Annotated in this window: 8 protein-coding genes; 6 read left to right on the forward strand and 2 right to left on the reverse strand. The window is 69.6% G+C overall.

From position 1 onward, the window contains the following. Nucleotides 1-123: 123 nt before the first annotated feature. Genes B7P44_RS32790 through B7P44_RS32815 form a run of 6 tightly spaced genes read left to right on the forward strand, consistent with a single transcriptional unit; the run spans nt 124 to nt 12,437 of the window. On the forward strand, nt 124-3,057 hold the full coding sequence (locus tag B7P44_RS32790) for a type I polyketide synthase (protein ID WP_084910205.1): 2,934 nt from the start codon (nt 124-126) through the stop codon (nt 3,055-3,057). Further along, nucleotides 3,054-3,878, forward strand: a complete 825-nt coding sequence (locus tag B7P44_RS32795; RefSeq protein ID WP_084910206.1) for a thioesterase domain-containing protein — start codon at nt 3,054-3,056, stop codon at nt 3,876-3,878. The genes B7P44_RS32790 and B7P44_RS32795 overlap by 4 nt, the downstream gene beginning before the upstream one ends. A 4-nt stretch (nt 3,879-3,882) precedes the next feature. Further along, complete coding sequence (locus tag B7P44_RS32800; protein ID WP_162296943.1) at nt 3,883-8,832, forward strand: non-ribosomal peptide synthetase; 4,950 nt, start codon at nt 3,883-3,885, stop codon at nt 8,830-8,832. 36 nt (nt 8,833-8,868) lie between these two features. Beyond that, nucleotides 8,869-9,558 (forward strand): purine nucleoside phosphorylase YfiH/LACC1 family protein, encoded by a 690-nt coding sequence (locus B7P44_RS32805; protein ID WP_084910208.1) that lies wholly within the window; start codon nt 8,869-8,871, stop codon nt 9,556-9,558. A gap of 1 nt (nt 9,559) precedes the next feature. Next, a complete protein-coding gene (locus B7P44_RS32810) occupies nt 9,560-10,804 on the forward strand; it encodes an MFS transporter (RefSeq protein ID WP_084910209.1) in 1,245 nt (414 codons plus the stop codon). Nucleotides 10,805-10,856: 52 nt separating this feature from the next. Beyond that, a complete protein-coding gene (locus tag B7P44_RS32815) occupies nt 10,857-12,437 on the forward strand; it encodes an ABC transporter substrate-binding protein (protein WP_084910210.1) in 1,581 nt (526 codons plus the stop codon). Here B7P44_RS32815 and B7P44_RS32820 read toward each other — a convergent pair. After that, nucleotides 12,379-13,632 (reverse strand): acyl-CoA dehydrogenase family protein, encoded by a 1,254-nt coding sequence (locus B7P44_RS32820; protein ID WP_205128735.1) that lies wholly within the window; start codon nt 13,630-13,632, stop codon nt 12,379-12,381. The genes B7P44_RS32815 and B7P44_RS32820 overlap by 59 nt on opposite strands. Then, nucleotides 13,556-14,455: a LysR substrate-binding domain-containing protein gene (locus B7P44_RS32825; protein ID WP_162296942.1), complete on the reverse strand. Its 900-nt coding sequence runs from the start codon at nt 14,453-14,455 to the stop codon at nt 13,556-13,558. Before B7P44_RS32825 ends, B7P44_RS32820 begins: the two co-directional genes overlap by 77 nt. Nucleotides 14,456-14,473 lie beyond the last annotated feature (18 nt).

Genomic DNA, 14,473 nt, shown 5'->3' on the forward strand with positions numbered 1-14,473 from the left:
ACGATGCAATACCTGCGTCCCGCCCATCGATTCGAAGGCGAGAAGCCGCGGCGTGCTTGACGCTTCGGCGAACGCTCGTGCAAATTTTCTGCTCTCTCAACGCGACTCGTCACGGGAACCCAGATGGCGGATGGTATTGCGGTGGTTGGCATGGCGGGCCGCTTTCCCGGCGCACCCGATATCGACGCGTTCTGGCGCCTGCTGCATGAAGGCCGCTCCGGCCTGACGGAATTTTCGCTGCGCGAATTGCAGGAATCGCGCGTGATTGCCGCGAACGACGATCCGCAAGGCTATGTTCGCGTGCGCGGCGTGCTCGGCGACGAAGCCTATTTCGACGCGGGCTACTTCGGTTATGCGCCGGCCGAGGCCGCCCTGCTCGATCCGCAGGCGCGCCTGTTCCTCGAGTGCGCGGCGGGCGCCCTCGAACACGCCGGATACGGATCGCCCGCGCACCGCGACCCGGTGGCGCTGTTCGCGTCGTCACGCCGGTCCGAATACGAGCATTTTCTGCTTCGGCATCTGGACCGCGAGACGCTCGACAGTCCGTTCGCACTCGACGGCACCTACGGCGACTTTCTCGCGCTGCGCACCTCGTACAAGCTCGACCTGCGCGGCCCCAGCATGCTCGTGCGGACCGCCTGCTCGAGTTCGCTCGTCGCGCTTCACCTGGCCTGCCGGAGCCTGCGCAACCGCGAGGCCGGCATGGCCATCGCCGGCGCGGCGTCGATTTCGTGGCCGCCGCGCGCCGGCCGCCACGCGGCAACGGGCGGCATCATTTCGGCGACCGGCCATTGCCGCCCGTTCGATGCGCGCGCCGACGGCACCGTCAGCGGCGACGCCGTCGTCTGCGTCGTGCTCAAACGGCTCGACGACGCACTTGCCGCCGGCGACGACATCCTCGCCGTCGTGCTCGGCAGCGCGTCGAACAACGACGGATCCGACAAGATCAGCTTCACCGCGCCGAGCGTCGACGGCCAGGTCCGGGTAATCCAGGAAGCGCTGCGCGACGCCGGCATCACGGCCTCCGGGATCGGCTACATCGAGGCGCACGGCAGCGGCACGCCGCTCGGCGATGCGATCGAAATCCAGGCGCTGTCGGAAGCGTACCGGCTGCCGGCGGGCGACGATCACCGGATCGGCATCGGCTCGGTCAAGGCGTCGGTCGGCCACAGCGACGCGTCGGCCGGCCTCGCGGGATTCGTGAGAACGGTGCTTTGCCTGCGGCACCGCACGCTGGTTCCCACCCCCGGGTTCGAGGCGCCGAATCCCCTGTTCGACGGCAACGACGCGTTCCTCGAGGTACACCGCGCCGCGCGGCCGTGGACGGAGCGCGTAATCGGCGCCGTGCATTCAGTCGGCATGGGCGGAACCAACGCCCACGTGATCGTCGGTCCGGCGCCCACCCTGCCGGCGCGATCCGTCACGCAGGCGCCGCAGCTGATTCTATTGTCCGCGCGAACGCAGCCGGCGCTCGATGCGATGCGGGCCCAGCTCGCCGCGCACCTGCGCAGCCATCCCGATCAGCCGTTCGCCGACGTCGCGTGGACCTTGCAGGCCGGCCGCGACGCGCGCCCCGTGCGCCACGCGCTCGTTGCCGACGATCCGGTCGATGCGGCGCGCCAGCTGGAAACCCGGATCGTCCATGACTTTCCCGAAACGGATCAGGACCTGCCGTTGCGCACGGGCCTGCTGTTCCCCGGCATGGGCGCCGCCGACCTGTCGGCGATGTTCGCGCTCCACGACGAGGTCGCCGCGTTCCGGCGCGCGCTGGAACGCCGGCTCGACGCGCTGACCGCCTTGTCCGGCACCGACTTCCGCCATGCGTTCGCCAGCCGGCGCGCGACATCCGGGACGTCGGCCGGGCCCGGCGACGGGCTCGATCAGCCGATCATGTTCGCGCTGCAGCTCTCCCTCTACGACCTGTGGCGCCTGTCGTCGGACGAACCGGCGTTCGTGCTCGGCTACAGTCTCGGCGAATGGACCGCGGCGACGGTGGCAGGCGTCTATCGCGAGGACGATGCGCTCGCGCTCGTCTGGGAACGCGCGCAGCTGATGCGCGCCGCGCCGTCCGGCACCCTGCTCGCGGTGCATGCGCCCAAGGAGGGATTCGAGCCGCTGCGCGTGTCCGGTATCGAGATCGCGGCGTACTGTTCGCGCCGGCTGCTGATCGTCGGTGGGCCGGAGGCGGCGATCGCCGAGCAGGCGATCGCGCTGGAACGACGCAAGATCGCCACGTCGCGCATTGCGTCGCCCCACGCCTATCACACCGGCCACCTGAGGACCGTCGCCGCAACGCTCGACGAACGCGCGTCGCGCGTCGCCCGGCGCGCGCCGCGCATCCCGTTCGTCTGCCTTCATGCGGGCGCCTGGGCCGACACGCCATTGCTCGACGATCGCGCGTACTGGGGGCGACATCTCGCCGACGCGGTGCGGCTCGAGGACGGCATCACGCTGTTGAACCGGCAGTCTCGGTCGGTGCTCGTCGAACTCGGGCCGGGTTCGTTCCTCGGCGATCTCGTGAAGATTTCGGGTAACCCGTCGCGCCATGCGGTGTTCAGCCCGTTCGCCGGCACCGGCACGCGCGGCCGCGCGGCCTGGCTGCACATGCTCGGCGCAGCGTGGGAAACCGGCCTGCCCGTCGATGCGGCGCCGCTTCACGACGAGCAACCGCGGCGGGTTCCGTTGCCCACCTATCCGTTCGAACGCCAGCGATACGTGGTCGAGGCCGCCGCGCCGCTCGAGGGCGGCGCCACGCGCCACGCGGGCGAGCCCGCCGACGCCGCGCATCGGGCCACGCCCCGTCGCACGCCGGCCGCGGCGGCGCGGCACGATCTGTATGCCATCTGGGAGCACGTGTTCGGCGCCCCGCCGCCCGATGACGACGCGCATTTTTTCGAATCCGGCGGCCACTCGCTGCTGGCCATCCAGTTTCTGTACTTCGTCCGGGAACGGCTGTCGGTCGAGCTGACCGTCGCCGACCTTCGCGCGAATCCGACGGCCGGCGCGCTGCGCGCGCTGATCGATCGTTCCCGCGCCGCCGACAGGGTAGAGCCATGAACGCTGCATCGTTGATCGAACTGCGACCCGGCGGCTCGCGCCCGCCGATCGTGATGATTCATGCATTGAGCGGCACGCTGCTGCCGTACCTCGCGCTGGCCGGCGCGCTCGACGGTGCGACGCCGGTGTACGGCATCGAGGCCGACGGCCTCGACGGCAAGCGGCAGCCGCTGCGGGATGTCGCCTCGCTCGCGCGCCGATACGCCGCGACGATCCGCGACGCATTCGGCGGCGCCCCCGTCACGGTGCTCGGCTGGTCATACGGCGGCATCGTGGCGGCGGAGATCGCGGCGCGGCTTGGCGCGTCCGGCGCATCGCCCTCGGCCGTGCTGATCGACGTGCAACGGCTCAATCCGTCGCGCCCGAACCGCACGCTGGATGCCGACGAGGAACTCGTCGAATTCGGCCGCCTGATGATGTCGGGCACGGCGCCCGCCGCAGCGAGACCGCCGACCCTCGCCGAGTTGCGCGCGATCCCGGCGCGTGCCCGGCTCGCGCATGTGTTCGAGACGATCGTCGCGGCCCGGCCGCGCACCCCGGTCGCGATGCTGCACGACTTCCTGCGGGTGTTCCGCTCGAATCTCGTCGCGCATGACGCGTACGTTCCCGGCGAAATCCGTCGGGTCGCCGCGCTGTTCGTCCGTTCGCACGGCCAGACGCATCCGGACCGGGATCCGTCGCTCGGCTGGCGCCGCTGGTTCGCCGACGGCATCGACGTCGCCGTCGCGCCCGGCGATCACGACTCGATACTCGATGCGTCGAACGTTGCCGGTCTCGCGGCATGTATCGATCAATGGCAATCGCTGCACGTTTCGACCTGACATCATGAGCGACTCCTTCCGCCCCGTTCCGTCCGTCGTCGCGACCACGCTCGCGCACGCCCGCCGCACCCCTCGCGCGATCGCGATCAGCTGCGGGACGCGCACGATCGACTATGGCGAAATCGCGATGCTCGCGCAGCACGTGCTGACGCTGCTCCAGTGCATGTCGGTGCGGGCGGGCGACGTCGTCGCCGTCGAGATCGCCGATCCCGCGCTCGCGATTCCGGCGATGCTCGGGGTCGCGATGGCGCGCGCGGCCTGGGTTTACGTCGATCCGCGCATGCCTGCGGCACGGCGTGCGCAGATCCTCGACGATGCGGCGCCGTCGCTGGTGCTCGTCGATGGCATGATCGAGCACGCCTACGACGACGCGCCGAGCCGGCGCTACGTGCGGATCTATCCGCGTGCGTCGCAATGCACTGCGACGGCCGACGTTGCCCCGGGCCAGCACGCGTACCTGCTCTATACATCGGGATCGACCGGCCGGCCGAAGGCCGTGCTGCAGAGTCACGACAATCTCGCGCGACACATCGCGGAATACGTGCGGCGGGTCCGTCTCGCCGGCGACGACCGAATCGCGCTGCTCGCGCCGCTCGACACCGACGCCGCGCTGATGGACGTGTTCGGCAGCCTGTGCGCGGGCGCTTGCCTGCATGTGTATTCGTTGCGGGACGCCGGCGTGGCGGCGCTCCCGCAATGGCTGGCGGAGCAACGCATCACCGTGGTTCATGCGACGCCGACGGTGCTGCGCGCGCTGACGGCCGCGCACGATGCCCGGGCGCGCATCGCCTCCGTCACGCGCGTCGTGCTGGGCGGCGAGCTTGCCGACTGGCGCGACGTCGAGCGCTCGCGCCGCGCCTTCGGCGACGGGGTCGAGGTCTTCAACGGCTACGGGCCGACGGAATGCACGATGATCACGCAGGCGGTATTCGCACCCGACGCACCGTTGGAAGCGGGCACGCTGCCGATCGGGCGCCCGGTCGACGGCATCGACGTCGTGCTCGTCGGCGACGACGGAACGATCGGCGATCGCGGTGAACTCGTCGTCGTCAGCCCGCGCGTCGCGTTGCGCTACTGGAACGCGCCGGAGGAGACGCTGAGCCGCTTCGTCGAGGATCCGCGCGGCGGCGGCGCGCGCGCCTACCGGACCGGCGACCGCGCGATGCGCGTCGCGAGCGGTGAGCTCGTACACCTCGGGCGCGTCGACGACCAGATCAAGCTGCGCGGGCATCGCATCGAGCCGAGCGACATCGAAGCCGCCCTTACCGGCGTGACGCGCGCGCGTCACGCCGTCGCCGCCGTCGTCGAGCTGGCGTTCGGGCCGCAGCTCGTCGCGGCGATCGTGCCGCCGGCGCAGGCGTCCGGATTCGACGAACGCGCGACGATCGCGGAACTCGCGTTGCGGCTGCCGGCGTTCATGGTGCCGGCGCGCATCGTGGTGCTCGACGACGTCGTGCTCACCCGCAGCGGCAAGGTCGATCGCCGCGCGACCACCGTCCTGATCAGGGAGCAACTGGCCGACGCGCCCGACGACGCGGAGGTTCCGGTCGACGACACGCCGGTCACGTCGCGGCTCCTCGACATCTGGCGCGGCGTGTTCGGCGCCGCGGCGGGCGGCGGCGACGACTTCGTCGCGCTCGGCGGCGACTCGCTGGCGGCCGCGAGACTGGCCGCCGCGATCACGTCGAGCCTGGGCATCCCGATATCGCTGCGCGAGGTCTTTGCGCATCGGACGTTCAACAGCCTGGCCCGCTTCGTCGCGGCGCAACCGGTGACGCTTGCGCCGGCCGAAGCCGGGAGAGACGGCGACGGCCACGACACATTCGAGACGACGCCGTCCGCCGAACAGGCGCAACTGTTCATCTCCGAGTCGATCGCAGGCAGCGCCCCGGTTCTCGAAATCGCCCACGCGCTCGCGCTGACGGGGCCGGTCGACGCCGCCCGCCTGGAACGGGCGCTGGCCGCAGTAAGCGAACGGCACGACGCGCTGCGCACGACTGTTGCGCTCGCGTCGGATGGTACGTTGCGGCGCGAGCCCGCGACGCCCTATTTCGACCACGCGACGGAGCCGTCGCGCGATGACGGCGCGATGCCCGACGCCGCACGCGTCGCCGCGCACCTCGACGCGCTGCGCAGGCTGTCGGCCGGACGCCGTGCGCCGTTGGCGCTGCGCCTCGTCGGGATCGACGCCCGGCGCTCGCTCCTGCTGATTGTCGCGAATCACCTGTCGGTCGACGGTCTCTCGCTGCGTATCGTGATGCGCGAGCTGGCGTCCGAGTACGCGTGCGCCGACGGCAACGCGCCCGCCGCGGCCCGCGCGCGCGCGCCGCGGTATTCGGCCTTCGTCGCCGACCAGCACGCATGGCGACGCACGGACGCATGCCGGCAGGCGCTCGAATGGTGGACGCACCAGCTGCGTCACGCCGAGCCGCTCGACCTGTGCGGCGCGATGTCGGCGGGCGGCAAGCCGGACGGCCATGCCAGGCGCCATACGTTCGCGATCGACGCGGACCTTCGCGATGCGTTGCGCGCGCATTGCCGGGCACAAGGGTCGACGATCCACGCCGTGTTTCTCGCCGGGTTCGGCCTGCTGTTGTCCCGTTACTGCCGGCGCACCGACGTCTGTATCGCGGTGCCGGTCGCGAACCGCCCTGCGAGCGACTTCGAAGAAGCGGCAGGGGTGTTCGTCAACACGGTCGTCATGCGGCAGCACATCGACGAGTCGCAACCCGCGGCCGCGCTCCTCGGTCACGCGGCAGACGTGACCTTCGACGCGCTCGATCGTCAGCGCGTGCCGTTCGCCGACGTCATCTCCGCGCTGGGCCTGAACGGCCGCCTGTCGAAACCGCTCGCCGAGGCGATGCTGGTCGTGCAGCGCTTCGGGCCGCCGCGGTTCGAGGCCGAGGGGATTCACAGCACGGACCTCGCGATCCCGCCCGCCACGCTGATGTCCGATCTATGCCTGACCGTCGACGAAACGGACGACGGCGTCGTCTGCCATTTCGATCACGACGCCGGCCTGTTCGACGCGGATCTGGTTCGACGCATGGCCGGCCATCTGTCGAACCTGCTGCGCGGCCTGCTGCAGCACCCCGATGCAACGGTGCGGGGGCTCGAGATGCTGTCGCCCGCCGAAACGGAGGCGCTTGCCGCCGGCATCGGGGCCACGACGGCCACTTGGCCGAAGCAGCGGCCGATCGTCGAGGCGTTCGTCGAGCAGGCCCGCAAGACGCCGGATGCGATCGCGATCATCGCGAGCGGCATGACGTATTGCTACCGGCAGGTGGACCAGGCTTCGACGGCCGTCGCCGCACGTATCCGTCACCGGCAGTCCGGCCGTGGCCGGCTGGTTCCGCTGATCACCGAACGTCGCGAGACGCTGCCGATCCTGCTGCTCGCGATCCTGAAAAGCGGGCATGCGTTCGTCCCGATCGATGCGAACTGGCCGCCCGCCCGCATCGCCGGCGCGCTCGGCCGGTGCGACGCGGATATCGCCGTCGTCGATCCGGATTCGCCGCACCTCGGCACACTGGGCCCGCGCGCGCCGATCGCGTTGACCGCCACCGATGCCGACGCGCCTTCCGGCCCGGATCTGCCGCTGCCCCAGTACGATCCGGAAGCGCCGATCTACGGCATCTTCACGTCGGGATCGACAGGCGAGCCGAAGCTGCCGGTCATCGCGCATCGCGGCATCGACAACCGGTTCGCCTGGATGACCGAGGTATTTTCCGCGGACGCGCCGCCGACCACGCTCGCCACCACGCCGCACATCTTCGACAGCGCCGTCTGGCAGTATCTGTGGCCGCTGACCCTTGGCGGGAAAGTCGTCGTCCCGGCCGACGGCCCGCTCGTCGACGCGGACGACATGCTCGCGCTGATCGACCGGCACGGCATCACGATGGCCGATTTCGTACCCTCGCTGTTCGATCGCATGGTCGATCAACTCGAGCGGAGCGGCCCACCGACGCCCCGCCTCGATCGCCTGAAATTCCTGATCCTCGGCGGCGAGGCGCTGCGGATCGATTCGGTCCGGCGCTTCCGCGCGATCGCACCTCGCGTGTGCGTCGTGAACCTGTACGGACCGACCGAGGCGTCGATCGGTTGCGTATACAACGTCGTCGATCCGTCGCTCGAGCGCCAGCCTATCGGCAAGCCGATTCCGAACTGCCGGGCCCTGATCCTGGACGACGACCGGCGGCTGCTGCCGCGCGGCGTGGCCGGCCATCTCCATCTTGCGGGCGTCTGCGTCGGCCTCGGCTACCGCAATGCCCCCGAGCAAAGCGCGGCGAGTTTCGTCGCGAATCCGTTTCCGCACGCGCCGGGCGCGACCACGCTCTATCGCACCGGCGATCTCGCCCGCTTCGGCGCCGACGACAGTCTCGACTACCTCGGACGGGCGGATAACCAGATCAAGCTGCGCGGCGTGCGCATCGATCCGGCGGAGATCGAAACCGTGATCGGCTCGTTCGACGGTGTCGCGACAGTCGCGGTCGACGTCTGCGCCGACCCGGCCGGCGTGCCGCGCCTCGTCGCGTGGGTCGGCCCGTCGGCGCCGGCAGGCCTGCACGCGTTCTGCGTGTCGCGGCTCCCGATCTCGATGGTCCCGGAGTGCCTGATCGACACGCCTGAATTGCCGCTGACGCCGGGCGGGAAGCTCGACCGGAAGCGGCTTCGCTCGACGGTCGTCACACCGTCGGCCACGGCCGCCGACGCGCCCGCCGATGCGCCCGCCGAGATCGGCGCCGCGCCGCACCGGCGCGTGTCCGAGATCTGGTCCAACGTGCTCGGCCTGGCCTCCATCCCGGTCAACCGCAGCTTCTTCGAACTCGGCGGCAATTCGCTGCTCGCGATGCAGCTCGCGTCGAAGATGTCGGCGACCCTGAACCGGCGCGTCACCGTCGTCGACATCTTTCGCTATCCGACCGTCGCCGCCCTGTCCAACCGCTTCTGCTAATATTTCCGCCACCTTGGGCGGTCGAAATCGCGCAACATGCACTTTGATCAGATTCCACGCATCCGCTATGGATTCGGCACGAGCCGGGACCTCGTCCCGCCGTCGCTGCACGCGCTGAACGCCGACTGGCCGATCGTGCTTCAGACCCACGGCACCCGGATCGTCGAGGTGACCGATCCGGCGCAGCCGTGCGGCGAAGCCGACGGCATGATCACGCGCCTGCCGCGTGTCGTGCTGTCGGTCATGACGGCCGATTGCGTGCCGATCCTGTTCGCGCGACGCGACGGCAAGCGCGTTGCCGTGCTGCATGCCGGATGGCGCGGCCTGCTCGACGGCATTGTCGCGACGCTGGCGGAACGCATCGGCAATGACGATGACGTCGCGGACTGGAGCGCGCTCGTCGGCCCGTCCGCAGGCCCGTGCTGCTACGAAGTCGGCGATGCGTTCATCGAACAGTTCGCGAAGACGAGCGGCCTGCCGCCCGGACTCATCGCGCCGCCCGGCCGCGCGCATCTCGACCTGCCGGCGATCGCCGGCCATCTGCTCGCCGATGCCGGGTTCCACGTCGCCGGACAACACGCCGAATGCACCATGTGCGCGACCGCGTCCGGGGCGCCGGGCGGAGCACTCCGCTACAACAGCTATCGTCGCAACGTCAGGGCGCAACCCGACGCCCGGACGCGCACGCCGGTGCCGAACCAGCTTTCCGGCGTCGTCATCCTCTGACATGACGCGCTCACGCCTCCTGACACTCGGCCTGCACGCCGCCCGGCACGACGAACGTTGCATCCTGATCGTCTCGATGTTCGTGGCGGCCGTCGGTTCCTACCTGATTCTCCCGTATTACTCGATCCATGCGACCCAGCATCTCGGCCTGCCGCTGTCCCGGGTCGCCGTGCTGCTGACCTGCATCGCCGTCTGCGAGCGCGGCATCGGGATCGGCGGCGGCTTCCTCGTTGACCGGGCCGGCGCGCGCACGGTGATCGCGCTCGGCATCGCGCTGCGCGTCGTCTCGCTCGTGATGCTCGCCTATGCGGAGACGTTTTCGATGCTGCTCGCCGCCGCGCTGACGAGCGGCTCCGGCAGCGCGCTGTTCCAGATCGGCGGCAAGACGCTGCTGCTCGCGCGCGCGGACAACGTTCGCAGCTTCGCGATGCGCAACATCGCGTTGAACGTCGGCATCGCGATCGGTCCGCTGCTCGGCTATCCGCTGATCGCCCACTCGTTCCGCACGGCCTGCCTGCTGAATGCCGGCCTGTTCGCGTCGATCCTCGTCTATTCGCTCCTGCTGCCGAAAAGCCCTGCGGCCGCCGCAGCGGCCCCGGGCGCCCCCGCGCGGAACGACATCGACCTGTTCTCCCGCGAACTGGTGTTTCTTTACGTCACGCAGGCGCTGTTCTTCTTCTTTTACACGAACTTCGAACTCACGCTGCCGCTGTTCGCAAAAGCCCACTTCGGCCTGTTCTGGGTCGGCATGCTGTTCACGATCAACTCGGTCGTCGTCGTGCTGCTCAGTTTCTCGGTCGCCCGCTTCTCGCGCCGCCACGAGCAGTCGCTGCCGGGTGGTTTCATCGTCCTGGCCCTGTCGTTCGGCTGTTTCTTCGGAGCGATCGCCGCGCCTCCAGCGTGGCGGCTCGCATGCTACGTCACCGGCGTGCTCGCGTTCAGCATCGCCGAGGTGTACTTCATGCTCGCGATCGAACTGCAGATGGCCGCGCAACACGCCGGTGCGGCGCTCGGCCGGATCCTCGCGGCTTCCGCGTTCGCCTCGGCACTCGGCGTCGCCGCCGGCAATCTCGTGCTGGGCCCGGCGTATGTCCGCGCCGCGGAACGGATGCCCGTCAATTACTGGCTGATGCTGGCGATCGGCTGCCTGCTCGCGTTCGCGGCGCTGTCGGTCGCGCGTCGACGCGTGCGGCGCGGATCGATCGCCGCGCCGCGCCCCTCGCCCGAACCCCACGGCACGCGCTGACCCGTCCGGTCCCGCCGCGCGGCGCCTCGCCATCCCCAGGAGCTTTTTTTCGATGAATACCCGGCACCTGTCCGCCCCCGATCCCGTGCTCGTCGTCGGCAAGCGGATCGACGACATCTATAGCCTCGATCCCGCGGTCGCAGCCGAATTCACGGCCGGCGAAATCATCCATAACCTGTATGACCGGCTCTTTTCGCCGCCGCGGGAAGGCAGCGCCGAGCGGATCGGCGTCGCGGAGCACTGGCGCGCGTCCGACGACCTGCGCAGCCTGACCGTGACGCTGCGCGCCGGCGTGCGCTTCCAGTCGGGCCGCCCGCTCGGCGCCGACGACGTCGTCCATTCCCTGACGCGCGCGGTCATGCTCGGTCGCGAGCCGGGCGTGCCGTTCCGGACGCTCGGCTGGCACCCCGACAACGTCGGCGAGATGGTGACCGCCACCGGGCCGCTGACGGTCGTGCTGCGCTTCCCCGCGCCCGTTTCGTTCGACCTGGCCCGCGGCTGCCTGTCCTCGCGCGGCGCTTCGATCGTGGATCGCGTCGAGATCGCGTCGCATGCGCGCGACGGCGACTGGGGAAGCGGCTGGCTCGCATCGCACTCGGCGGGCAGCGGCCCGTTCGCGCTGATCCACTGTCGTCCCGGCGACGAGGTCGAGCTGGCGCGCCACGACGGCTACTGGCATCGGCCCGCCGGCATCCGCGGCGTGCGCTACCGGCACCTGCCCGACCCGCAAACGCAGCTGGAACACCTGTCGAGTGGCGAGATCGACGTCGCGCGCGATCTGACGACTTCGCAACTGGCGACGCTCGAACACGACGAAGCCTGCACGCTCGTGCGCTCGCAAAAACGCACGCTGTTCTACCTGGCGCTGAACCAGCAGGTCGAGCCGTACACGCATCCGCTCGTGCGGGCCGCACTGCGGCGGCTGATCGACCATCACGGCATCGAGCAGGAGATACTCGCCGGCCGCTTCGAGCGCAATCACGCGATGTGGGCCGACGATCATCCGTCGCGGTTCCCCGCCGACCGATTCCGTCTGGACGTGGAGGATGCGAAGCACATGCTGGCCGAGGCCGGCTATCCGGAGGGTTTCGTGGTGTTCCTGAACATCATCGATGCGCCGGATTACATCCGCATCGGCGAATCGCTGATGCGCACCTTCGCGCAAGCCCGCATCACCGTGCGCCTCACGATCGCCAGCCAGTCGGCGGAAAGCCGGCTGTACCAGCAGCGCCGCCATGACGCGATCCTGATCCGCTGGGCGCCCGATTTCGACGACCCGCATGCCGCCGCGATGTTCTTCGCGCTCAATCCCGACAACGGCGACGACTCCGCCTATCGGACTGCCGCGTGGCGCTGCCGCTGGGTCGACGCCGGCCTCAACCGGGCGGTGCTCGACGCGGCGCGGCAAAGCGACGAGCAGGAACGCATCGCGGCATATCGCCGGATCGACGAAGCGCTGGCGGCCGACGGCCCGTTCATCTTCCTGTTTCGCCAGATCGACTGCGCGGCCGTCTCGACGCGCTTCGACGGCCTGACGCTCGGCCCGCTCGACGACACGGCCTCATACGCCGCCGTCAAGGCGCATCCTGGCGTGCCGGCGATCGCGCCGGAAACAGCTGGTCCGGACTGCTGACCACGTATCGCGCGATCAGGGTCTGCTGGATTTGCGACGTCCCCTCGATGATTTCGAGCGAGCGCGCGTCACGCCACAGACGCTCGGGTGCATAGCGCGTCGACAGGCCGTTCGCGCCGTGAACCTGAATCGCGTCGTTGCACACGGATACCGCGGTCGTGGCGGCGAAATGCTTCGCCATCGTCGTCATCGCGGTCGCATTCTGCGCGCGCCGCGCGCGCAGACCGGACGCCTCGACGCACAGGGCACGCGCCGCATGCGCCTTGCAGGACGCCTCGGCAATCAACGCCTGGATCAGCTGGAATGCCGTCAGCGCTTCGCCGAACTGCCGGCGCTCGCGCGCATAGTCGACCATCGTCGCAAGCGCTTCGCGCGCGAGGCCGACGCCGGCCCACGCGATACTGAAGCGCCCGTGGTCCAGCGCATAGGGCGCGACGAATCGACCGGCGCCATGCTCGACGCCGACGATATCGGCGCTGCTCGCGACGACATCTTCCAGCACCACTTCGGCGAGATGCGACGCGCGCGTCGAAATCAGGTGGTCGATCGGCGTCGTCCGCACCTCGTGCCGTTCGCGCTCGAGCAGGAACGCGGTCGTGCCGGCGCCGTCGGCGTCGCGCGCGAAGACCAGGAACAGGTCGGCCAGCCCGGCGAACGAGATCCACTTCTTCGCCCCGTTGAGCACGTAGCGATCGGCGACCTTCCGGTACGAGCAGCTCATCCACTCCGTGCCGGAACCGGCGTCCGCCTCGCTCAATGCGAACGCGCCGATGCGCCTGCCTGCCGCCATGTCCGGCAGCACGTCGCGTTTCTGTCGCGCATTGCCCCAGCGCAGGACGGATTGCGCGACGAGCGACAGGTGGACGGTCGACAGCGTTCGCAACGACGAGCAGGCGCGCGACAGCGTCTCCGTGAGCTCGCCGTGGGCAAGCGGATCGAGGCCGGCGCCGCCGTACTCGGTCGGCAGGGTTGCGCCGAGCACGCCCAGCTCGGCCATCTGCCCGATCACGGACGCGGGAATCGCACCGGCCGCGTCGAATTCGCCGGCACGCGGCCGCACGACTTCGTCACAAAAGCGCGACACTTCATCGACGAGTGGAGTCGTGATCATTTCCAGCCTACATGCAAGGGTTATAGACGCGCATGTCGACGCCCCGGGCGCCGAGGTCGCGGGCGACGATTTCGACGGTTTCATAGACATAGTCGACAAAGTCGTCGACCAGCACCGATGCATAACGCGACGCCGAACGTCTGAGCGCGAGGTCGAACGGCAGCGACGCGTCGACCGGCCGCAGCGAGAGGCCGGGGCCCGCGGCGGATGCCGACAGCGGATCGATCACGGTGATGCCGATCCCGTGCCGGACGAAGGACAGCAGCGTGTTCACCGATGCCGCCTGCGCCGTCGGCTTCCACGCAAGGCCGTCGCGGCGAAACGCGGAGCGCAGCAGATCCATGCCGTGCGAGCGCTGGTCGGCCTGGACGAGTGGCCAGCGCGCGAGCTCGCGCAACGACACGCGTGCCTGCGCAAGAATCGGGTGGCCGTCCGGCGCGACGCATACCGCCTCCGACCTCAGGACCTGCTCGAAACGCGAAGACAGCGGCGGCCTGACGTCGGTGACGAACACGACATCGGCGGACTCGACCGATTGCCAGTCGTCGATCAGATCGATATGCCGCTCGTCGACCAGGATCGATGCGGTGTTGTGCCGTTGCCGGAAGCGCCGGTAGATGGACGCGAGCAGCGATTGCGAGAACGACTGGACCGCCGTGATCTTCAGGACGCCGGCGGGCGATTCGCGCAACTGATTGACGGTTTCGAGCAAGCGGTCGAGCCCCTGGTACGAACGCTCGACCTCGGCGTAGATGACGGCCGACTTGCGCGTCGGCACGAGCTTTCCACCGGTTCGCTCGAACAGCTTGAATCCCAGCGACCGCTCGAATATCGCGAGCTCCCGGCTGACCGTCGACTGCGAGGTCGTCAGTATCTTCGCGGTCTGCGTCGCGCTGCCGGTTTGCATGAGCAGCCTGAAGATCTC

This window comes from Burkholderia ubonensis subsp. mesacidophila (assembly GCF_002097715.1).
Lineage (GTDB): Bacteria > Pseudomonadota > Gammaproteobacteria > Burkholderiales > Burkholderiaceae > Burkholderia > Burkholderia mesacidophila.